Below are 20477 nucleotides of genomic sequence, written 5' to 3' on the forward strand. Positions count from 1 at the left end.
GCTCTCCTGATCGGACGGAATTACTGTGAGGTGCCGTCGGTTTTGGTATTCACGTCACCGCCACCTTCTTTGGTCTGGACTTTTTTATTGATGTTCGGGCATTTGCCATCTTTACACTGGCTGTTCTGGTCGATTTCATTCGCAGACATATTACCGCTGCTGGTATTGCTGCCAGAAGTTGCCGGATTCGTGTTGGTGCCGGTGTTATTAATATTGCTGTTATCAACATTATTCGGTGGCAGATTTTCTTTCGCACCGCCCGCCGCTGCGCCTGCATCGGCAGCCTGGTTAGCCGTACCATTGTTGCCGCTCGCCGCCATGGCTGCGCCGCTGCTCAGAGTCATCGCTGCTGTCAAAAAGAGTAAGGCAAACTTTTTCATCATTATGCTCCCGTTAATTAATGAAGTTGCTGCTTCAAGCCCAGAGGTGCAATTTGGATAAAAAGGTCCCGTACGAAATAAAATTCGCCGGTTGGCTTAAACAGGGTGATTTAATCGGGTAAGCAGTCCGTTTATCAGTGCTTACCATTAAAAAGTCTAGACGCTAACCCGATTAATGCAAATATCACCCGAACATTTAACCCGTAGCGGGAATTTACACCCCTGGCGCTTCGGGCTACATTGGACAGGTTGTGCCCGGCGCGCGCTGGGCCTGAAATAATATGGAATCAGTATGAATTACCAGAACGATGATTTACGCATCAAAGAGATTAAAGAGCTGCTGCCGCCGGTTGCGCTGCTGGAAAAATTCCCGGCCACCGATCGGGCTGCCGAAACAGTTTCACAGGCGCGTCAGGCTATTCATCAGATCCTTCAGGGTCAGGACGATCGTCTGCTGGTGGTGATCGGGCCGTGCTCGATTCACGACACCGAAGCCGCGAAAGAGTACGCCGCCCGACTGCTGACGCTGCGCGACGAGTTGAAAGGCGAGCTGGAAGTGGTCATGCGGGTCTATTTTGAAAAGCCGCGCACCACGGTGGGCTGGAAAGGGCTGATCAATGACCCTTACATGGATGGCACTTTCCAGCTGAACGACGGACTGCGTCTGGCGCGTAAACTGCTGCTGGAGATCAACGACAGTGGGTTACCGGCGGCCGGCGAGTTCCTCGATATGATCACCCCACAATATGTGGCCGATCTGATGAGCTGGGGCGCGATTGGTGCCCGTACCACCGAGTCTCAGGTACACCGTGAGCTGGCGTCGGGCCTCTCCTGCCCGGTGGGCTTTAAAAACGGTACCGACGGCACCATCAAAGTCGCCATCGACGCGATCAACGCTGCCGGTTCGCCGCACTGTTTCCTGTCGGTCACCAAATATGGTCACTCGGCGATTGTCGAAACCAGCGGTAACGCGGATTGCCACATCATTCTGCGCGGCGGTAAAGAGCCAAACTACAGCGCGCAGCACGTCAGCGAAGTCAAAGCCGGACTGGCGAAAGCGGGCCTGCCGCAGCAGGTGATGATCGACTTCAGCCACGCCAACAGCAGCAAGCAGTTCCAGCGGCAGATGGTTGTGGCGGAAGATGTGGCGCAGCAGATGAGCAACGGTGAGCGGGCAATTATCGGCGTGATGATTGAGAGCCACCTGGTAGAAGGCAACCAGAGCCTGGAGAGCGGCGAGCCGCTGGTCTACGGCAAAAGCGTCACTGACGCCTGCATCGGCTGGGATGACACCGACAAAGTGTTACGCCAGTTAGCGGCAGCGGTAAAACAGCGTCGCGGCTAAAGGAAGCACGCATGAAAAAGGCCAGACTTGCGTCTGGCCTTTTGGCGTTTTAGCGCAGAATTACTTCGCTTTACCCTGATTCGCAACGGCTGCGGCTTTCGCTGCAATCTCGTCGGCATCACCCAGGTAGTAACGCTTCAGCGGTTTGAAGTTTTCATCGAACTCATACACCAGCGGTACGCCGGTAGGGATGTTCAGTTCGAGGATTTCATCTTCGCTCAGGTTATCGAGATATTTCACCAGCGCACGCAGTGAGTTGCCGTGTGCGGCGATAATCACTTTCTCACCGCTTTTGATGCGCGGCAGAATGGTGTCGTTCCAGTAAGGAATGACGCGATCGATGGTCAGCGCCAGGCTTTCGGTGGTTGGCAGCTGCTCTGGGGTCAGTTTCGCATAACGCGGATCATGGCCCGGGAAACGCTCATCTGAACGATCCAGCTCTGGCGGGGTAACGGCAAAACCGCGACGCCACTGCTTAACCTGCTCGTCGCCATATTTCGCGGCGGTTTCTGCTTTATCCAGACCCTGCAGCGCACCGTAGTGACGCTCATTCAGACGCCAGGTTTTTTCGACCGGCAGCCAGGCCTGATCCAGCTCATCCAGCACGTTCCACAGGGTGTGAATCGCACGCTTCAGTACTGAGGTGTAAGCAAAATCAAACACAAAGCCTTCTTTCTTCAGCAGTTGACCCGCTGATTTGGCTTCGCCACGACCTTTTTCAGAAAGGTCAACATCATACCAACCGGTAAAGCGGTTTTCGTTGTTCCACTGGCTTTCGCCGTGACGCACCAGAACCAGCTTAGTTACAGCCATAGCTTAACTCCTTAATACTGTGATGTTTCTGTGAGAATGGAAACCTGCTGCTGCCAGCCCGTTCAACGAGCCAATTGCGCCATACCATAACGGAAAAGCGGGCAGCACGTAAGCCTGTCGGCAACGCACTGCGCGTTTTTCAGCCGGTGACTCAGCGCGGCGTGAAGCGATAACGCGTCACCGATTCCCAGCGATCTCCCGGCTGCAGCCAGCAATCAGGCTGCGGCCATTCCGCATGATTAGGCGAGTCCGGTAAAAATTCACTCTCCAGCGCAATGCCCTGGAAAGCAGTATAGCTCTCCTGCTCACGGGCACGGGTGCCAGCCAGATAGTTAGCCGAGTAAAACTGCAGCGCCGGCGCGGAGGTGGTGACGCTAAGCTGCAGTTTGCCATCTTCCGACCAGAGTTCAGCCGCGGGCTGAGTGGCGTCGCCGGCGCTGTTAAGCAGGAAGGCGTGATCATAGCCCTTCACCGCACGCTGATCGTCGTCGGCGAGGAAATCCTGCGCCACCGGTTTGGCCTGACGGAAATCGAAACTGGTGCCTGCCACCGCTTTCAGTGGCGCATTCGGAATCCCGTCGCTGTCGACAGGCAGGTAACTGTCGGCGTGCAGTTGTAAGCGATGCTGACGCGCGTCGCCATGATGCGCATCAAGGTTAAAGTAAGCGTGGTTGGTGAGGTTGACCGGACAGGCCTGATCGCAGCGCGCTTCATACTGAATGCTCAGGCAGTTATCGTCATCCAGCTGATAGCGCAGATCGGCAATCAGATTGCCCGGATAACCCTGATCGCCATCCGGCGAATCCAGCCGATAGTGCACTTCAGTTTCCGACTGGCTGACGATTTGCCAGCGACGTTTATCAAACCCTTCCGGGCCGCCGTGCAGCTGATGCGGGCCCTGATTGGCCACCAGCTGACGGTTCAGTTTATTCAGCGTCGCTCCGGCGATGCGGTTGGCATAACGGCCCACCGTGGCGCCCAGATAGGCATCCTGGTGCAGATAGTCAGAGGGCGTGGCACAGCCGAGCAGTGCCTCACGGACCGTGCCATCCTGCATCGGCACCCGGGCCGACAGCCAGGTTGCGCCCCAGTCCATAAAGGTCACCAGCATGCCGTTCGCATTGCGCAGCACGGTGATGCGCCACGGTTGCCCGTCCGGCGCATGAGAATTAACGTCGTTTAGCATAGGCCAGCTCCCGCTGAGGCTTTACAAACGTAGAAGGTCTCTTTGATGCCGGTCGCTGCTTCATACTGCTCTGCTACGGCGGCTTTCACCTGATCAACCAGATCGAGCGGCATCAGCGCCACGATACAGCCGCCAAAGCCACCGCCGGTCATGCGCACACCGCCGCGCTCGCCAATCTGCGCTTTCACGATCTCAACCAGGGTGTCGATCGGTGGCACGGTGATCTCGAAATCATTGCGCATCGATGCGTGAGATTCGGCCATCAGCTGGCCCATGCGCGTCAGGTCGCCACGGGTCAGCGCATCGGCGGCTTCCAGGGTACGGGCATTTTCCGTCAGTACGTGGCGCACACGCTTCGCCACCTGCGGATCAAGCTGCGACTGCGCAGCTTCAAATTCAGCCAGTTCGACATCACGCAGCGCTGGTTTATTGAAGAAGCGCGCACCGGTTTCACACTGCTGACGACGGGTGTTGTACTCGCTACCTACCAGCGTACGGCGGAAGTTAGAGTTGATGATCACCACCGCGATATCTTCCGGCATTGAGACCGGGCGGGTCCCCAGCGTGCGGCAATCGAGCAGCATGGCGTGATCTTTCTGGCCCAGCGCCGAGATCAGCTGATCCATGATACCGCAGTTACAGCCGACGAACTGGTTCTCAGCTTCCTGACCGTTGACCGCAATCGCCGCGCCGTCCAGCGGCAGATTGTAGAGCTGCTGCACCACGGTGCCGACCGCCACTTCCAGCGAGGCTGATGAACTCAGGCCCGCGCCCTGCGGCACGTTGCCGCTGATCACCATATCGATGCCGCCGAAATCGGCGTGGCGCTGTTGCAGGTGTTTCACCACGCCGCGCACATAGTTGGCCCACATCGGCTGCTCCAGGCTGCGGATCTCTTCATCCAGCGAGAAGCTGTCTTCAGCGTTGTCGTAATCGACCGCTACCACCCGGATCTGACGATCGTCACGGCGCGCGCAGGCGATCACCGTCTGATAATCGATGGCGCACGGCAGCACAAAGCCATCGTTATAATCGGTATGTTCACCGATCAGGTTAACGCGGCCCGGAGCCTGAATGGTGTGGGTCGGCGCGTAGCCAAAAGTGTCGGAGAAGACCTGCTGCGTGATGGTTTTTAAGCTCATTATTGTGCCTCACGGAAGTGAACGTCGCTGACAGAACGCAGACGTTCCGCCGCCTGTTCCGCCGTTAAATCGCGTTGGGTTTCGGCCAGCATTTCATAGCCAACCATAAATTTACGTACCGTTGCTGAACGCAGCAGCGGCGGATAGAAGTGAGCATGCAACTGCCAGTGATCGTTGGCTTCACCGTTGAACGGTGCGCCGTGCCAGCCCATCGAGTAGGGGAAGGAGCACTGAAACAGGTTGTCGTAGCGGCTGGTCAACAGCTTGATCGCTTTAGCCAGATCGCTGCGTTGCGCCTCGTTCAGATCGGTCAGACGTTGAACGTGTGCTTTCGGCAACAGCAGGGTTTCGAACGGCCATGCCGCCCACCACGGCACCACGGCCAGCCAGTGATCGGTCTCGACCACGGTGCGGCTGCCATCCTGCTGTTCACGGGCGAGATAATCGACCAGCATCGGTGAGCCATGCTTCGCAAAATAGGCGCGCTGATGATCGTCTTCGCGCTGCGCTTCATTCGGCAGGAAACTGTTGGCCCAAATCTGGCCGTGCGGATGAGGATTAGAGCAGCCCATCGCTGCGCCTTTGTTTTCGAACACCTGCACCCACGGATAGTGCTGACCGAGATCGGCGGTCTGTTCCTGCCAGGTGCGTACGACTTCCTCCAGCGCGCTTAACGACATCTCCGGCAGCGTTTTGCTGTGATCCGGCGAAAAGCAGATCACCCGACTGGTGCCGCGCGCGCTTTCACAGCGCATCAGCAGATCGTCGCTCTCTGGCGCGTCTGGCGTGTCGGTCATCAGAGCGGCAAAGTCATTGGTAAAGACATAAGTGCCGGTATAGTCAGGATTTTTGTCACCGGTGATGCGGGTATTGCCCGCACACAGGAAGCAATCGGGATCGTGCGCCGGTAAGGTATTGACCGCCGGGGTCTCCTGCGCGCCTTGCCACGGACGTTTTGCCCGATGGGGTGAAACGAGAATCCATTGATCAATCAGTGGATTGTAACGGCGATGCGGGTGATCGACCGGGTTAAATTTTTCCATGTTGAATCCTGGTAAGCGTCAAAAGCCAAAGAGGCATCGGTAAAAAGTAGCACATCAGCGCGCCCGAAAGCGTGATCAAGTCTGGATAAATGGTATCGTTTACACAAGCTGAATATTCTCATTTCGTGGCATTGTGACGGAATTGCAGGCGGGAAAGCGCAGGTTAAGTGGTAGCGGTTACATCTGAGGGTGAAGCAGACGCCGTCTGACCGGCGTCTGGCCGATTTATTTCAGCTGCTGCTGCGGGTAGTGATAGCCGCCGTCACCGGCAACAAAACTCAGACGGTGCGTGATGCACTGCGGCGCATCTTCGGCATGATGTGAGACAAACAGTAGCTGAGTGCGACCTTCGCCAATCAGCACATCGATAAAACGCCGTACCAGCTGACGGTTGATCGGATCGAGTCCCTGCAGCGGCTCATCCAGAATGAGCAGCGTCGGATGCTTCACCAGCGCGCGGGCAATCAATACCAGCCGCTGTTGTCCCCACGACAGGCTGTGAAAGGGCGCATCCGCCAGCGCATTGTTCATCCCGAGCAGCGCCAGCCATTGCCGGGCCAGCGCCTTCTGACGGTCTGACGCGGCCTGATAAAGACCAATCGAATCGAAAAAGCCTGACAGGATCACCGTCAGCACGTTGACGCTGACGCGATAATCGAGATGCAGGCTGCTGCTGACATAGCCAATATGCTGCTTGATCTCCCAGATGGTTTCACCACTGCCGCGCCGGCGACCAAACAAGGTCAGGTCGTTGCTGTAGCCTTGGGGATGATCGCCGGTCACCAGGCTGAGCAGGGTTGATTTACCGGCGCCGTTGGGGCCGATAATCTGCCAGTGCTCACCGGCATTGACCTGCCAGTTCAGCCCGTCGATCACCGGCCGATCGTGATAAGAGACCACGCCGTTGCGCAGAATCACGCGCGGCGCATCATCCGCCAGCGACGGCAGCTGATCCGGCGCATCTGCTTCCGGCAGCGCCATCCCCAGCAGTTGTTCACTGTGCGCCAGCTGCGCCACCAGCGCTTCGGCTAAAATGGTCTGGCGCGGGCCGATATGGGTGAGGGTACACTCCGCCAGTACTCCAATCTGCTGTATGTACTCGGGAATATCATCAAAGCGGTTGAGCACCAGCACCAGAGTAAAGTCGGGATGCTGCAGGCTGCGTAAGGTCCCGGTCAGGCTGGCGCGTGACGCCACATCCAGCCCGTCAAACGGCTCATCCAGAATTAACAGATCCGGCTGCTGCATCAGCGCCTGGCAGAGCAGCGTCTTGCGGGTTTCGCCGGTGGAGAGATATTTGAAGCGGCGCGTCAGTAACTGCTCGATGCCAAACTGGCGGGCCAGCTGTGTACAGCGTTCCGGCTGCTGCATTTCCGCCTGGATCACCTCAGCCACGGTCAGGCCGGTATCCTCTTCACCTTCACTGAGCAGGTCGGTGTTGTTGCGCTGCCACTCATCGGCGACCAGCTTTTGCAACTGCTCCAGCGACAGTCGCGTCGGACGCTGGAAATCACTGCTGACCGAGCCCGCCAGCGGCGACAACTCGCCAGAGAGGACGCGCGCCAGTGATGACTTGCCGCTGCCGTTGGCACCGACAAAGGCCCAGCTCTCGCCACGCTGAAGCTGAACCTCATTCAGGGTCAAAACCCGGGTATCGCTAAGACGAAACGTGCCTTGCGAAATCTGCAATGAAGCCATGATCTGTTCCATTTTTTGCATCGTGTTACTGTGTTGTAACCACTGGATGCGATGAAGTCAAATCAGCCGGGGAAAATCATACCAGGGTGGCGACGATAGCGTGTTCCGCGTCAAAATGGGCGATGACCGGGTCGCCAGGCTGCAGGTTCTGCTGCTGCAACGCCACATTGCTCAGCGTCGCGCACAGGGTTTCTCCGCTGGCAAGCTGCATCAGCAGCTCACTGAACTGTTCGCCAGGCTCTATGGCGCTGACGGTCGCCGCCAGCTGATTGTCGCCGTCGCCGGCCTGGCGGCTGACCCGAATCCAGGGCGCCTTAATCAACAGCAGCACCTCTTTGCCGGCAGCCAGCTGCAGGCGATCGGCACTGCGCTGGGTCAGCGCCACCCGGAGTTCGGTGACGCCGTCAGCCAGTAAAATCCTGAGATGCTGCACCACCGACTGCGCATCGTTGCTGATCACGGTGCCAAACAGCTGATTCCGGGCGCTGGTTTGCAGTGAGAAGCGCGCAATGGCGGCCAGCAGACTGTCGAGCGGCAGCGCATCCTGTTGCAGGGCGTCAAACGCTTTTTGCTGGATCTGCTCCATCAGCTGAAACAGCTGAATCAGCCGTTCACCGTAGCGCGTCAGGGTAGCGCCGCCACCGCCTTTGCCGCCGGTGGCGCGTGCCACCAGCGTCTCATCCGCCAGCTGGTTCATCTCATTGATCGCATCCCAGGCACTTTTGTAACTGATGCCCGCCAGCTTTGCGCCCTGACTGATTGAACCGGTTTGCTGCACGCGTTTCAGCAGTTCGATGCGGCGCGGATCGGCAAACAGTTTTTGCTGTAAACGAATATGGAGGGAAAGTTCGGCTTGCATAGCGACTCCGGCAAAGGGTTAAGGCGTATCTGCGCGATGATAGCGGCGTTTCGTGACCAAAGTAAAAGCACGAAAAGGGCTGCGCAAAATTTTGCTGACCCGTTACAATCACTTTTTTGTTCGCAGAGTGAGACGCTCCATGCTGGAATTACTTAAAAGCCTCGCCATAGCTGTGCTTATGGTCCCTGTCGTCATGGCGCTGATGTTAGGTATGATCTATGGCCTGGGTGAAGTGTTTAACGTCATCTCAAAATTTGGTCATCGCGAAAAATCTTCAGCCCGTTCGCACAATTAATTGCCTGTCACGCCCGCCTTTGTGCGGGCGTGCTGCTTTCTGCTACCGCTACCGCTACCTCCACTTCCACTCATCCTTCTGCTAAAACTGCCGATAAATTAATAACACTGCCGGAACGGGCGTTGTATTATCCGTTACACAACGAATAACCGGAGAGGATCATGTCTTTACTACAGTACCGCTGGGGAATCGCCGCACTGGTGACCGTTTCACTGACGGGCCAGGCGCTGGCGGCGGAAAAAGTGACCGTCTTTGCTGCCGCCTCGCTGACCAACGCCCTGCAGGATATCGCCCGTGACTATCAGCAGCAGACCGGCGTCACGGTGGTCTCATCGTTCGCCTCCTCCTCGACGCTGGCGCGCCAGATAGAGCAGGGCGCGCCGGCTGACCTGTTTATCTCCGCCGATCAGCAGTGGATGGATGATGCGGTGGCGAAAAAGAGCGTTGATACCGGCAGCCGTTACACGCTGCTGGGCAACGATCTGGTGCTGGTGGCACCGCGCGGCGCGGCGGCGAAGAAGGTTGAGCTGAATCAGCAGACCGACTGGAAAACGCTGCTGCACGGAGAACGTCTGGCGGTAGGCGATCCCGACCATGTTCCGGCCGGTATTTACGCCAAAGAGGCGCTACAGAAGCTCGGTGCCTGGCAAACGGTTGAACCGGTGCTGGCACCGGCAAATAATGTGCGGGCCGCACTGGCGCTGGTTGAGCGTAATGAGACACCCTATGGCATTGTGTACGGTTCCGATGCAGTCGCCAGTGCGAAAGTGCAGGTAGTGGGACGATTCCCGGCCTCCAGTCACAAACCGGTAGAATATCCGATGGCGATCGTTAAAGATCGCGACAACGCCGCCGTTAACGCTTTTTATCACTACCTGAAAGGACCGCAAGCAGCGGTCGTGTTTAAACATTACGGATTCACACCAACGAAATGATACTCAGCGATCCCGAATGGCAGGCGGTAGTGCTCAGCCTGAAAGTCTCTGGCATTGCCGTGCTGGGCAGCCTGCCGTTCGGCATCCTGATGGCGTGGATTCTGGTGCGCTGCCGTTTTCCCGGTAAAGCGCTGCTCGACAGCCTGATTCATCTGCCGCTGGTGCTGCCGCCGGTGGTGGTCGGCTATCTGCTGCTGATCGGCCTGGGACGACGCGGCATCATCGGTGAAAAACTCTATGACTGGTTCGGCTTCAGTTTTGCCTTTAGCTGGCGCGGGGCAGCGCTGGCGTCGGCGGTGATTGCGTTTCCGCTGATGGTACGCGCCATTCGCCTGGCGCTGGAAGCGGTTGATATCCGGCTGGAGCAAGCCGCCCGCACCTTGGGTGCCGGACGCTGGCGGGTATTCTTTACTATCACGCTGCCGCTGACTCTGCCAGGCGTTATCGTCGGCACGGTGCTGGCCTTTGCGCGATCGCTGGGGGAGTTCGGTGCCACCATTACTTTTGTCTCTAATATTCCCGGCGAGACGCGCACCATACCGCTGGCGATGTACAGCCTGATTGAAACGCCAGGCGCAGAAGGCGCCGCCGCGCGGCTGTGTGTGATTGCCATCGTGCTGGCGCTGGCGTCGTTACTGGCGTCAGAATGGCTGGCGCGACTGGGCCGTAAGCGGATGGGGAACTGATGCTGTCACTGAATTTTATCCAGCAGCAGGGCGATCATCGGCTGACGATTGACCTGCAAATCCCTGCTAAGGGCATCACCGCCATTTTCGGCGTGTCGGGTGCCGGTAAAACCTCGTTAATCAACGCCATCAGCGGGCTGACGCAGCCACAGCATGGCCGGATAGAGTTGCGCGATCGGGTGCTGTTTGATGCAGAACAGCAGATTTCGCTGCCGCCGGAAAAGCGCCGGATTGGCTATGTGTTTCAGGATGCGCGGCTGTTTCCACACTATCGGGTGCGCGGCAATCTGCAATATGGCATGGCCCCGGCGATGAAAGCGCAGTTCGACTCGCTGGTCTCCCTGCTGGGTCTGGAGCCATTGCTGTCGCGCTTTCCGCTGTCGCTGTCGGGCGGTGAAAAGCAGCGGGTGGCGATTGGCCGGGCGTTACTGACCGCGCCGGATATGTTGCTGCTGGATGAGCCGCTGGCGTCGCTGGATGTGCCGCGTAAACGCGAGCTGATGCCTTATCTGCAAAAACTGGCGAAGCAGGTGGAGATCCCGATGCTCTACGTGTCGCACAGCCTGGAAGAGATCCTGCATCTGGCGGATAACGTGCTGGTGCTGGATAACGGTAGCGTGAAAGCGTTTGGCCCGCTGGAGCGGGTCTGGAGCAGCAGCGCGATGCGACCGTGGCTGCCGGTCAGCGAGCTGAGCAGCGTATTGCGGGTACAGGTGCTGGAGCAGCATCCTGACTATCCGATGACCGCCCTGTCGCTGGGTGATCAGCATATCTGGGTCAGCCGCATCCATCAGCCGCTGAAAACGCCACTGCGGATTCGTATCGCCTCGGCCGATGTCTCGCTGGCGCTGCAGCCGCCGCACAATACTTCCATCCGCAATATCCTGCCGGCACAGGTGGTGGAGCTGGTGGAGGTCGGCGATCAGGTGGAGGTGAAGCTGCGCATCGGCATCAGTGAACTCTGGGCGCGCATTACGCCGTGGGCGCGGGATGAGCTGGGCATTCGGCCAGATCAGTGGCTCTATGCCCAGATAAAAAGCGTTTCGGTGACGCCCTGATGACTAAAGGTACTGGTAAGTCATTATTTTTAATGAAATTATTTAATGGGTCTCTGTTTTTCTGACTTGTTTCGGATGTTTTATTGAGTAGGGTTCTGACACCTCTGAACAGAGAGCGTGGGTTCTTGCTTTGGTCTCTGGTCGTCGTGAAGAGAAGAAGTGGAAAGCCGACATTAATAATCTGATCAGTATTGATATTCAATTCCCTGTCAGGAAGGGTGATACCGACCAGACGTTTAAACCAAATTAAAATGTAAAGCCTTTTGGTGGCCCCGAACCGTTACCAGAGGGATTCTGCAAAACTTTCTGTGGTTCAGGGCAACGCCCTATAAAATGGCTTTCACCCTGCTTCTGTTTGGTGGCCTGGATGACATCACTCTGCATCAATCAAAGAAGCGTTTGATTCGGATGGCAGAGCAGCGTGGTCAATAGCGCTATATGCCCCGGAATCGTCTATAACTTCAATCCATGTTCTTTGCAGTATTTAACACTGTATACTTCTGATAAAAGATTTTCGACTTCAGGTACGGTCAGTGCAAATACGGCATCACGGGCGAAATATCCAAAATGACGCACGACTAAAAATACTGGCTCTTGTGTTTTCAGATCATTCTCTTCACCGTATTCCAGAATATCATTGTAACGTCCTCCAATGACCTTTTGCTTTGTTTCCTGACGCTGAATAAAGGGTTGTTTAGACCAGGCCAGAAATTCAAAAAAGGGTGCGGTGTTTTCCGTGATTCGACTATCTGTATAGATAAAGGGAAGCGCAACATAGTCGTAGCCCAGGTCAACGACAAATTGCACAAAGGAGAGGTCGTCCGGCACTTTCATGGGATAAACTTTAGGCGCGTAGGGAGCAACGATTGAGCCATCAATGAAAGAATAATAATGCACATCACTGGCGTAGCGGGTTAAATGACCAACCTGTAACGATGTACAACCCGTGAGCATCAATGATAATAAAAGCAGAGCCTTGTTGAATCTATTTGTAAACATATCCCATACCTACAGATAAATAAGGGTTATCGGCAGGTGAAAAATAATCTTTAGCATTTTTTAATTGAAAGTGGTGGGCGGCCTGATATCAAATAGCTTTATATCCCTCTTATGGCAGCACTGTTTTTTGATATTTTTCCGTCATCAACGCTGGAGTCAGCTTTAATGACTATTTATGTCACGTTGCTTTATATCAATGTCAGGTGTTTAAAGGTTAAGAGTGAATAATAAAATGCAGGGCTTATTTTAATAAAAGATTAATAAGGGCTTGAATGTATACAGACCCTCCTCAGAGTCATGTTGCGTTATCTATTGTTTTATCCCTGCGTTAAAATTTGCTTTTTGCTTCTCAACGCATTAAATGAAACAGACCCTTTTTCATCGGGTCAATGCCGGGCGCGCATTACGCAGTGGGCGCCGGATAAGCTGGGCATTCGGCCCGATCAATGGCTCTATGCCCGGCTACAAAGCGTCCCGGTGACGCCCTGATTACAACACGTACTGATAGAGGGTTTCGGCGATACCGGGCTCGAGGTTAGTGCCGATCACTTTTTTCGCCCGCGCTTTGATCGCTTCATCAGCATTGCCCATCACCACGCCCAGACCGGCGGTTTCCAGCATACTGAGATCGTTATAGTTATCACCGAAGGCGATCACATCGGACATGCTCAGCCCCAGCGATTCCACCCACTGCGCCAGTCGCTTGCCTTTGCTGTTGCCGCCTTTGGCGATATCGACCTGATCGTGCCACGACCATTCGCAGGCCAGACCCAGTTCCGCCTCGACTTTGCTGGCAAACTGCTGCAGTTCGGGAATGTTGGGATGTGACAGTGCAAATTTCCAGATGGAATCCGCTTCACGCGCGGCCTGCGCCAGATCGGGTACCTGCCGGAACACCGGGCGCTGGTGCGGCGGCAGCGATTCAGCCCAGTGGAGTGTGCGGGTAACGTGACCGGTCGGCGTCTGATAGAGCATCGCATCATCGACATACAGCAGGCCGTGAATCCGCTGCTGATCCAGCATCTCAATCACCTGCAGCGCCAGCTGGGTGTCGAGCGGATCGGCGGCCAGCACCTTTTTCGCCTGATAGTCATACAGATAGGTACCGTTACAACAGATGGCTGGCGTATCGAGCTCCAGCGCCTGATAAAAAGGGTGAATGGCGCAGTGGTGGCGTCCGGTCACGATAGCGACGTGAATGCCCGCCTCGCGCGCTTTTTTCAGCGCCTCGACAGACTGCGGCAGAATGGTTTTGGCGGGTGTTAATAGCGTGCCATCGAGGTCGAGGGCAATTACACGGTAGCTCATTAATCCTTCCGTTCGGGTAGCGTAGCGAAGCCTCAAGTCTACACCTGACCGCGGTCGCGAGACAAAAAACCGGGCACAAATGATTCCAGCATGGCTAAAACGCGCTACAGTGACTCACAGATCATCATCAGGCAGCCAAAAAGGAGAATGCATGAAACAAGTTGTCTACACCGCCAGTCCCGAGAGCCAGCAGATCCACGTCTGGCAGATGAATGAAGAGGGTGCGCTGACGCTGCTTCAGGTGACCGATGTCGCTGGCCAGGTTCAGCCCATGGTGGTGAGTCCGAACCGCGAATTTCTCTATGTCGGCGTGCGCCCCAATTTTCGCGTGCTGGCGTTCCGCATCGCCGCTGACGGCACCCTGACGGAAGCCGGACAGGCACCGCTGCCAGGCAGCCCGACCCATATCTCTACCGATCGCTACGGTAAGTTCCTGTTCTGCGGCTCCTATAATGACGCCTGCGTCAGCGTCAGCCCGATTGGCGAGGATGGCGTGCCACAGGCACCGCTGCAGGTGATTCACGGACTGGAAGGGTGCCACTCGGCCAATATCGACCTGGCTAACCAGACACTCTACGTACCGGCGCTGAAACAGGATCGCATCTGCCTGTTTGCGCTGGGTGATGACGGCCAGCTGACGCCACGCCCGCAGGCGCAGGTCACCACCGTCGACGGTGCCGGTCCGCGCCACATGCAGTTCCATCCGAACGGTCACTACGCCTATTGCGTCAATGAACTCGACAGCACGGTCGACGTCTGGGCGTTAGATAATGAAGATGGCGAAGTTGAGAGCGTACAGACGCTGGACATGATGCCGGCTGATTTCAGCGGAACCCGCTGGGCCGCAGATATTCATCTGACGCCGGATGGCCGTTTCCTCTACGCCTGTGACCGCACCAGCAGCACGCTGGCGGTGTTCAGCGTCAGTGAAGATGGCGGACAGCTGACGCTGCAAGGTTTCCAGCCAACTGAAACCCAGCCGCGCGGCTTTAATATCGATCACAGCGGACAGTATCTGGTGGCGGCGGGGCAGAAATCCCATCACATTGAGGTCTATCGCATCACTGAACCACAGGGACTGTTACAGCCGCTGGGACGCTATGCGGTCGGACAGGGTCCGATGTGGGTCGTGGTACATCAGTTGCAGGCGTAACGCTGCAATTTAACGCCTCTCCCGGCTGGGAGAGGCGTAGCGGAATTACTGGTAGTTCACGGTCAGTGACGCGCTTGCCAGCGCGTGAAAATGGACATTAAAGCCGACCATGGCACCACTGGCACCCTCATCCACCTCAATCTTTTCCACATCCAGCGCATGTACCGTGAAAATGTAGCGATGGGTTTCGCCCTGCGGCGGCGCCGCACCGCCATAACCGGCCTGACCAAAATCTGTCCGGGTCTGGATCGCCCCTGACGGCAGCCCGGCCTGACCGGAGCCCGCGCCCTGCGGCAGAGAAGTGGTGGTAGCCGGAATGTTCGCCACCAGCCAGTGCCACCAGCCGGAGCCGGTTGGCGCGTCGGGATCGTAGCAGGTCACCACAAAACTTTTGGTACCTTCCGGGGCTGCTTCCCAGGCCAGATGGGGAGAGATGTTCTCGCCCTGATAGCCCATACCGTTGAAAACGTGCTTCTCAGGCATTTTATCGCCGTCGTTAAAGTCCTGACTATAAACGCGCATTACCTCTCCTCACGTGTCGATCATTAGCCTGACATCATAACCAAACGCGCAGTCAGTTCCAGCGCTTCGCCCGCTTCAGTCGGCAAAATGTGAAGAATGCTCAAGCGCTGCCCCAATCGCCTGCACCAGTTTGCTCAGCGCCTGCGGCGTGATGATATAGGGCGGCATCAGGTAGATCAGCCGGCCAAACGGCCGGATCCAGACCCCTTGCTCAACAAAGAACTGCTGCAGCGCCGCCATATTCACGGCACGGTGAGTCTCGACCACGCCAATTGCGCCCAGCACCCGCACATCCGCCACCTGCGGCGCACTGCGCAACGGCAGCAGCTCTGCCCGAAGCTGACGTTCGATAGCGGCAACCTGAGGCTGCCATTCGCCTTCGGCCAGCAGGGTCAGGCTTTCAACCGCCACCGCGCAGGCCAGCGGATTGCCCATAAAGGTCGGGCCGTGCATAAAACAGCCGGCCGCGCTGCGGCTGATGGTATCAGCAACTTCGCGAGTGGTCAGGGTCGCCGCCAGGCTCATCATGCCGCCGGTCAGCGCTTTGCCGACGCACAGAATATCGGGCGTGATGCCAGCATGTTCACAGGCAAACAGTTTGCCGGTGCGACCAAATCCGGTAGCAATCTCATCGGCAATCAGGAGCAGGCCGTAACGATCGCACGCTTCACGTACCTGCTGTAAATAGCGCGGATGGTAGAAGCGCATCCCGCCAGCGCCCTGCACGATCGGCTCCAGAATCACCGCCGCCAGCTGCTGATGATGCTGTTCTATCAGCCGGGCGAAATCATCAAAATCCTGGCGCTCCCATTCATCATCAAAGCCGCAGGCCGGAGCCGCTGCAAAGTGATGTTCGGGCAGATAGCCGCGCCACAGGCTGTGCATCGAATTTTCCGGATCGCACACCGACATCGCCGCAAAGGTATCGCCGTGATAGCCGCGCTTCAGCGTCAGGAACTGCTGCCGGGTTTCACCGCGTCCCAGCCAGTACTGCAACGCCATCTTCATCGATACTTCCACCGCCACCGAGCCGGAATCGGCGAGAAAAACGCACTCCAGCGCCGCGGGCGTCATCGCAACCAGCTGGCGGCAGAGCGCCACCGCGGCGGGATGGGTAATGCCGCCAAACATTACGTGTGACATCTGCGTCATCTGCTGCGTCAGCGCCCGGTTCAGCCGTGGATGGTTGTAACCGTGAATCGCCGCCCACCACGAGGACATGCCATCGACCAGTTCGCGGCCATCGGCCAGTTGCAGTTGAAAACCCTGGGCGGCAACCACCGGATAACAGGGCAGCGGGTCGAGCATTGAGGTGTAGGGGTGCCAGATGTGCTGGCGATCAAAGCGGGCGTCTTCAGGCGTGAACATAGGCGTCGTAAACCGGAGTTGTAAACCAAAATAAAAAAATATAGTTTACAAGTATAACCACGTTAATCGTCGGGATGACACCCTTTTTTTGGAGCACGTAATGGCACAACGCTGGACAGTTGCACAGGCCCAGGCCCTGTTTGATCAACCTTTTCTTGAACTGATGTTTGAAGCGCAGCGGGTGCATCGTCAGCACTTCGATCCGCGTCAGGTACAGGTCAGCACCTTGTTGTCGATCAAAACCGGTGCCTGCCCGGAAGACTGTAAATACTGCCCGCAGAGCGCGCGCTACAAGACCGGCCTGGAGTCGGAACGCCTGATGGAAGTGGAGGAAGTATTGACCTCTGCGCGTCAGGCCAAAGCCGCCGGTTCAACCCGTTTCTGCATGGGCGCGGCATGGAAAAATCCGCACGAGCGCGATATGCCCTATCTGGAAAAAATGGTTGAAGGCGTAAAGGCGATGGGCATGGAAACCTGTATGACGCTGGGTACGCTCAGCGATCAGCAGGCGCAGCGGCTGGCGGGCGCCGGCCTGGATTTTTATAACCACAACCTCGACACCTCGCCAGAATTTTACGGCAGCATCATCACCACCCGCAGCTATCAGGAACGGCTGGATACGCTGGGCAAAGTGCGTGACGCCGGGATCAAAGTCTGCTCAGGCGGCATCGTCGGTCTGGGGGAGACGGTCAGCGATCGCGCCGGTCTGCTGGTGCAGTTAGCCAACCTGCCGACCCCGCCGGAAAGCGTGCCGATCAACATGCTGGTGAAGGTCAAAGGTACGCCGCTGGCGGACAACGATGACGTTGAGCCGTTCGATTTTATCCGCACTATCGCGGTGGCGCGCATCATGATGCCAACCTCGCACGTCCGGCTATCGGCGGGCCGTGAGCAGATGAGTGAGCAGACCCAGGCGATGTGCTTTATGGCCGGGGCGAACTCGATTTTCTACGGCTGCAAACTGCTGACCACGCCGAACCCGGAAGAGGATAAAGATCGCGTGCTGTTCCGCAAGCTGGGGCTGAACCCGGAGCATACCCACACCCAGCACGGCGATCAGCAGCAACAGCAGCAGCTCAGCGACCAGCTGATGCACGCCGACACTGAACAGTTCTATAACGCGGCGCTGTAATGAGCTGGCAGCAACGACTGGCACAGGCGCTGGATCGGCGGCGCGCCGCCGATGGCTGGCGGCAACGCCCGGTAATCGATCATCAGACCACCCGCACGCTGCACAGCGGAGGACGCGTTTATCGTCATTTTTCCAGCAACGATTATCTCGGCTTAACCCAGCATCCGGCGGTGATTGCTGGCTGGCAGCGCGGCGCAGAACAGGCGGGAGCCGGTGCCGGTGCGTCAGGCCACGTCACCGGCTATCACCGGCAGCATGCGGCGCTGGAAGCGCAGCTGGCTGACTGGCTCGGCTATGATCGCGCGCTGCTGTTTATCTCCGGCTTCGCGGCGAATCAGGCGGTGATCCATCTGCTGGGGGAGGAAAACGATCGTATCCTGGCCGATAAGCTCAGCCATGCTTCGCTACTGGATGCCGCCAACCACAGTCCGGCGCAGCTGCGCCGTTTTACGCACAATAGCCCGGCGAGTCTGGCGGCGCGGCTGGCCGCACCCTGCAGCGGCGAAACGCTGGTGGTGACCGAAGGGATTTTCAGCATGGATGGTGACAGTGCGCCGCTGGCGGCGATAGCGGCACAGACGCGCGACGCGCAGGGCTGGCTGCTGGTGGACGATGCGCACGGGATCGGCGTGACAGGCGAGCAGGGGCGCGGCAGCTGCTGGCAGCAGGGAATAAAACCGGAGCTGCTGGTGGTCACCTTCGGTAAAGCCTTTGGCGTCAGCGGGGCGGCACTGTTGTGCGACGCACAAACCGCCGACTATTTTGTGCAGTTCAGCCGCCATCTGATCTATTCGACCGCGATGCCCGCCGCCCAGGCGGCGGCGCTGCAGGCGTCGCTCGGTCAGGTGCAGCAGGGCGATGCGCTGCGTCAGCGGTTGCAGGAGAATATCCAGCGCTTCCGGCGTGGTACCGCCTCGCTGCCGTGGCAACTGATGGATTCCGCCAGTGCGATTCAGCCGTTAATCATCGGCGACAATGCGGAAGCGATGGCGCTCTCCGCCCGGCTGGCAGAAGCGGGCTGCTGGGTCAGCGCCATCCGGCCACCAACCGTACCGCCAGGCACTGCCCGGCTGCGTATTACCCTGACGGCGGCGCATCAGCCGGACGACATCGATATTCTGCTGGAGGCGCTGCATGACGCTGCAGGTTGATAAGCGCGCGGTGGCGCGCGCCTTTGGCCGGGCGGCCGAACACTACGATGCTCATGCCGCGCTGCAACGGCTGAGCGGCGATGCGCTGCTGGCACGGGCACCGGCGCACAGTGGACCGCAGCTACTGGATGCCGGCTGCGGTACCGGCTGGTACAGCAGGCAATGGCGTGAACGTGGTAAGCAGGTCACCGCGCTCGATCTCTCGCCGCAGATGCTGCAACAGGCGCGCGCCAGTAACGCCGCGCAGCACTATCTGGCCGGAGATATCGATGCCTTACCGCTGGCAGCGGGCAGTTTTGATCTGGTGTGGAGTAACCTGGCGGTGCAGTGGAGCAACGATCTGTCGCAGGCGCTGGGCCAGTTCAGGCGGGTGCTGCGTCCCGACGGTACGCTGCTGTTTTCAACCCTGAGCGCCGGTTCATTGCAGGAAGTCCATCAGGCCTGGTCGCATCTGGATCACCATCCGCACGCTAACCGCTTTCTCACCGAGCAACAGATTGCGGCAGCCTGCGCTACCCACCAACTGAACTGCGAGTCGGCGCTCATCACCCTGCATTTCCCGGATGCACTCAGCGCCATGCGTTCGCTGAAAGGGATTGGGGCAACCCATCTGCATCAGGGGCGGGATGGCCCGCTGTTAACCCGACAGCGGCTGGCACAGTTAGAGGCGCACTGGCCGCGCGATCGGCACGGTTTCCGTCTCAGTTATCATCTCATCTATGGAGTAAGTTCATCATGAAGCGCTGGTTTATCACCGGCACCGACACCGAAGTCGGTAAAACGGTCGCCAGCGGCGCCCTGTTACAGGCCGCCCGGGCGGCCGGTTATCGCTGCGCGGGCTATAAGCCGGTCGCCTCGGGCTGCGAAATGACGCCGGAGGGGCTGCGTAACAGTGACGCGCTGGCGCTGCAGCGGTACAGCAGCGTGCCGTTAGACTATCAGCAGGTCAATCCGCTGGCGTTCCTTGAACCGACAGCGCCGCACATCGTCAGTGCCGAAGAGGGCAGGCCGATCACTCATCTGGCGCTGTCGGCGGGCCTGGCGGCGCTGGAACCGCTGGCAGACTGGATTCTGGTTGAAGGCGCAGGCGGCTGGTACACCCCGTTATCCGCAACGCACACCTATGCTGACTGGGTCAGCAGCGAGCAGTTGCCGGTGATATTAGTGGTCGGTGTCAAACTGGGCTGCATCAATCACGCCATGCTGACCGCGGAGGCGGTACGCGCTCGCGGGCTGCGTCTGGCGGGCTGGATCGCCAACACCGTGGTGCCGCCGGGACAGCGTTATCAGGAATATCTCACCAGCCTGACGCAACGCCTGCCTGCACCCTGTCTCGGCACCATTCCCTGGCTGACCGAGTCGCAACAGGACAACTGCGGGCACTATCTGACGCTGCCAGCGTAA

General features: G+C 57.9%; 21 protein-coding genes. 10 read left to right on the forward strand and 11 right to left on the reverse strand.

Going from position 1 to position 20477, the window contains the following annotated elements; genetic code table 11:
* Positions 1–20: 20 nt before the first annotated feature.
* Positions 21–383 (reverse strand): YbgS-like family protein, encoded by a 363-nt coding sequence (locus WFK59_RS01860; protein WP_233984873.1) that lies wholly within the window; start codon positions 381–383, stop codon positions 21–23.
* Positions 384–672: 289 nt separating this feature from the next.
* Here WFK59_RS01860 and aroG point away from each other — a divergent pair, with 289 nt between their 5' ends.
* Positions 673–1725: a 3-deoxy-7-phosphoheptulonate synthase AroG gene (gene aroG / locus WFK59_RS01865; protein WP_233984872.1), complete on the forward strand. Its 1053-nt coding sequence runs from the start codon at positions 673–675 to the stop codon at positions 1723–1725.
* Positions 1726–1785: 60 nt separating this feature from the next.
* Here aroG and gpmA read toward each other — a convergent pair whose 3' ends face one another.
* From gpmA to modE, 6 genes are all read right to left on the reverse strand, one after another.
* Positions 1786–2538 carry a 2,3-diphosphoglycerate-dependent phosphoglycerate mutase gene (gene gpmA / locus WFK59_RS01870; RefSeq protein ID WP_233984871.1) on the reverse strand — a complete coding sequence of 251 codons (753 nt, stop codon included), beginning with the start codon at positions 2536–2538 and terminating at the stop codon, positions 1786–1788.
* Between the two features lie 151 nt (positions 2539–2689).
* Positions 2690–3724, reverse strand: a complete 1035-nt coding sequence (gene galM / locus WFK59_RS01875; RefSeq protein WP_233984870.1) for a galactose-1-epimerase — start codon at positions 3722–3724, stop codon at positions 2690–2692.
* On the reverse strand, positions 3718–4866 hold the full coding sequence (gene galK, locus WFK59_RS01880; RefSeq protein WP_233984869.1) for a galactokinase: 1149 nt from the start codon (positions 4864–4866) through the stop codon (positions 3718–3720). Before galK ends, galM begins: the two co-directional genes overlap by 7 nt.
* Complete coding sequence (galT, locus tag WFK59_RS01885) at positions 4866–5909, reverse strand: galactose-1-phosphate uridylyltransferase (protein ID WP_233984868.1); 1044 nt, start codon at positions 5907–5909, stop codon at positions 4866–4868. The genes galK and galT overlap by 1 nt, the downstream gene beginning before the upstream one ends.
* Positions 5910–6134: 225 nt before the next feature.
* Positions 6135–7607: a molybdate ABC transporter ATP-binding protein ModF gene (modF, locus tag WFK59_RS01890; RefSeq protein ID WP_233984867.1), complete on the reverse strand. Its 1473-nt coding sequence runs from the start codon at positions 7605–7607 to the stop codon at positions 6135–6137.
* Positions 7608–7683: 76 nt separating this feature from the next.
* A complete protein-coding gene (gene modE / locus WFK59_RS01895) occupies positions 7684–8466 on the reverse strand; it encodes a molybdenum-dependent transcriptional regulator (protein WP_233984866.1) in 783 nt (260 codons plus the stop codon).
* A 139-nt stretch (positions 8467–8605) separates the two neighbouring features.
* Here modE and WFK59_RS01900 point away from each other — a divergent pair, with 139 nt between their 5' ends.
* The 4 genes from WFK59_RS01900 (at position 8606) to modC (ending at position 11440) form a co-directional block, all read left to right on the forward strand.
* Positions 8606–8761, forward strand: coding sequence for an AcrZ family multidrug efflux pump-associated protein (locus WFK59_RS01900; protein WP_233988206.1), 156 nt, complete (start codon positions 8606–8608; stop codon positions 8759–8761).
* A 161-nt stretch (positions 8762–8922) separates the two neighbouring features.
* Positions 8923–9696, forward strand: coding sequence for a molybdate ABC transporter substrate-binding protein (gene modA, locus WFK59_RS01905; RefSeq protein WP_336754887.1), 774 nt, complete (start codon positions 8923–8925; stop codon positions 9694–9696).
* A complete protein-coding gene (modB, locus tag WFK59_RS01910; RefSeq protein ID WP_233984864.1) occupies positions 9693–10382 on the forward strand; it encodes a molybdate ABC transporter permease subunit in 690 nt (229 codons plus the stop codon). The genes modA and modB overlap by 4 nt, the downstream gene beginning before the upstream one ends.
* Positions 10382–11440 carry a molybdenum ABC transporter ATP-binding protein ModC gene (gene modC / locus WFK59_RS01915; protein WP_336754889.1) on the forward strand — a complete coding sequence of 353 codons (1059 nt, stop codon included), beginning with the start codon at positions 10382–10384 and terminating at the stop codon, positions 11438–11440. Before modB ends, modC begins: the two co-directional genes overlap by 1 nt.
* A gap of 453 nt (positions 11441–11893) precedes the next feature.
* Here modC and WFK59_RS01920 read toward each other — a convergent pair whose 3' ends face one another.
* The gene (locus tag WFK59_RS01920) at positions 11894–12439 is read right to left on the reverse strand and encodes a hypothetical protein (protein ID WP_336754891.1); all 546 of its coding nucleotides are present in this window, start codon (positions 12437–12439) and stop codon (positions 11894–11896) included.
* Between the two features lie 489 nt (positions 12440–12928).
* Entirely contained in the window at positions 12929–13747 is an 819-nt protein-coding gene (locus tag WFK59_RS01925) for a pyridoxal phosphatase (RefSeq protein ID WP_336754892.1), read from the reverse strand.
* Between the two features lie 151 nt (positions 13748–13898).
* On the opposite strand from WFK59_RS01925, the gene pgl reads away from it, so the two are divergent.
* On the forward strand, positions 13899–14900 hold the full coding sequence (gene pgl, locus WFK59_RS01930; RefSeq protein WP_336754894.1) for a 6-phosphogluconolactonase: 1002 nt from the start codon (positions 13899–13901) through the stop codon (positions 14898–14900).
* Between the two features lie 45 nt (positions 14901–14945).
* On the opposite strand, the gene WFK59_RS01935 is transcribed toward pgl, so the two are convergent.
* Complete coding sequence (locus WFK59_RS01935) at positions 14946–15422, reverse strand: kinase inhibitor (RefSeq protein ID WP_094119427.1); 477 nt, start codon at positions 15420–15422, stop codon at positions 14946–14948.
* Between the two features lie 75 nt (positions 15423–15497).
* Entirely contained in the window at positions 15498–16790 is a 1293-nt protein-coding gene (gene bioA / locus WFK59_RS01940; protein ID WP_336754896.1) for an adenosylmethionine--8-amino-7-oxononanoate transaminase, read from the reverse strand.
* A 100-nt stretch (positions 16791–16890) separates the two neighbouring features.
* Between bioA and bioB the strand changes: the two genes are divergently transcribed.
* From bioB to bioD, 4 genes are read left to right on the forward strand one after another with little or no spacing between them, the layout of a single operon-like run.
* The gene (bioB, locus tag WFK59_RS01945) at positions 16891–17922 is read left to right on the forward strand and encodes a biotin synthase BioB (protein ID WP_233984859.1); all 1032 of its coding nucleotides are present in this window, start codon (positions 16891–16893) and stop codon (positions 17920–17922) included.
* Entirely contained in the window at positions 17922–19073 is a 1152-nt protein-coding gene (bioF, locus tag WFK59_RS01950) for an 8-amino-7-oxononanoate synthase (protein ID WP_336754898.1), read from the forward strand. The genes bioB and bioF overlap by 1 nt, the downstream gene beginning before the upstream one ends.
* Positions 19057–19812, forward strand: coding sequence for a malonyl-ACP O-methyltransferase BioC (bioC, locus tag WFK59_RS01955; protein WP_233984857.1), 756 nt, complete (start codon positions 19057–19059; stop codon positions 19810–19812). Before bioF ends, bioC begins: the two co-directional genes overlap by 17 nt.
* On the forward strand, positions 19809–20477 hold the full coding sequence (gene bioD / locus WFK59_RS01960; RefSeq protein ID WP_233984856.1) for a dethiobiotin synthase: 669 nt from the start codon (positions 19809–19811) through the stop codon (positions 20475–20477). Before bioC ends, bioD begins: the two co-directional genes overlap by 4 nt.

The organism is Pantoea sp. USHLN298, assembly GCF_037149395.1.
GTDB lineage: Bacteria > Pseudomonadota > Gammaproteobacteria > Enterobacterales > Enterobacteriaceae > Pantoea > Pantoea astica.

What these genes read in the sequence shown, in the direction of transcription:
- WFK59_RS01860 (WP_233984873.1), bottom strand. Translation starts at nt 383, where the DNA reads ATGATGAAAAAGTTTGCCTTACTCTTTTTGACAGCAGCGATGACTCTG.
- aroG (WP_233984872.1), top strand. Translation starts at nt 673, where the DNA reads ATGAATTACCAGAACGATGATTTACGCATCAAAGAGATTAAAGAGCTG.
- gpmA (WP_233984871.1), bottom strand. Translation starts at nt 2,538, where the DNA reads ATGGCTGTAACTAAGCTGGTTCTGGTGCGTCACGGCGAAAGCCAGTGG.
- galM (WP_233984870.1), bottom strand. Translation starts at nt 3,724, where the DNA reads ATGCTAAACGACGTTAATTCTCATGCGCCGGACGGGCAACCGTGGCGC.
- galK (WP_233984869.1), bottom strand. Translation starts at nt 4,866, where the DNA reads ATGAGCTTAAAAACCATCACGCAGCAGGTCTTCTCCGACACTTTTGGC.
- galT (WP_233984868.1), bottom strand. Translation starts at nt 5,909, where the DNA reads ATGGAAAAATTTAACCCGGTCGATCACCCGCATCGCCGTTACAATCCA.
- modF (WP_233984867.1), bottom strand. Translation starts at nt 7,607, where the DNA reads ATGGCTTCATTGCAGATTTCGCAAGGCACGTTTCGTCTTAGCGATACC.
- modE (WP_233984866.1), bottom strand. Translation starts at nt 8,466, where the DNA reads ATGCAAGCCGAACTTTCCCTCCATATTCGTTTACAGCAAAAACTGTTT.
- WFK59_RS01900 (WP_233988206.1), top strand. Translation starts at nt 8,606, where the DNA reads ATGCTGGAATTACTTAAAAGCCTCGCCATAGCTGTGCTTATGGTCCCT.
- modA (WP_336754887.1), top strand. Translation starts at nt 8,923, where the DNA reads ATGTCTTTACTACAGTACCGCTGGGGAATCGCCGCACTGGTGACCGTT.
- modB (WP_233984864.1), top strand. Translation starts at nt 9,693, where the DNA reads ATGATACTCAGCGATCCCGAATGGCAGGCGGTAGTGCTCAGCCTGAAA.
- modC (WP_336754889.1), top strand. Translation starts at nt 10,382, where the DNA reads ATGCTGTCACTGAATTTTATCCAGCAGCAGGGCGATCATCGGCTGACG.
- WFK59_RS01920 (WP_336754891.1), bottom strand. Translation starts at nt 12,439, where the DNA reads ATGTTTACAAATAGATTCAACAAGGCTCTGCTTTTATTATCATTGATG.
- WFK59_RS01925 (WP_336754892.1), bottom strand. Translation starts at nt 13,747, where the DNA reads ATGAGCTACCGTGTAATTGCCCTCGACCTCGATGGCACGCTATTAACA.
- pgl (WP_336754894.1), top strand. Translation starts at nt 13,899, where the DNA reads ATGAAACAAGTTGTCTACACCGCCAGTCCCGAGAGCCAGCAGATCCAC.
- WFK59_RS01935 (WP_094119427.1), bottom strand. Translation starts at nt 15,422, where the DNA reads ATGCGCGTTTATAGTCAGGACTTTAACGACGGCGATAAAATGCCTGAG.
- bioA (WP_336754896.1), bottom strand. Translation starts at nt 16,790, where the DNA reads ATGTTCACGCCTGAAGACGCCCGCTTTGATCGCCAGCACATCTGGCAC.
- bioB (WP_233984859.1), top strand. Translation starts at nt 16,891, where the DNA reads ATGGCACAACGCTGGACAGTTGCACAGGCCCAGGCCCTGTTTGATCAA.
- bioF (WP_336754898.1), top strand. Translation starts at nt 17,922, where the DNA reads ATGAGCTGGCAGCAACGACTGGCACAGGCGCTGGATCGGCGGCGCGCC.
- bioC (WP_233984857.1), top strand. Translation starts at nt 19,057, where the DNA reads ATGACGCTGCAGGTTGATAAGCGCGCGGTGGCGCGCGCCTTTGGCCGG.
- bioD (WP_233984856.1), top strand. Translation starts at nt 19,809, where the DNA reads ATGAAGCGCTGGTTTATCACCGGCACCGACACCGAAGTCGGTAAAACG.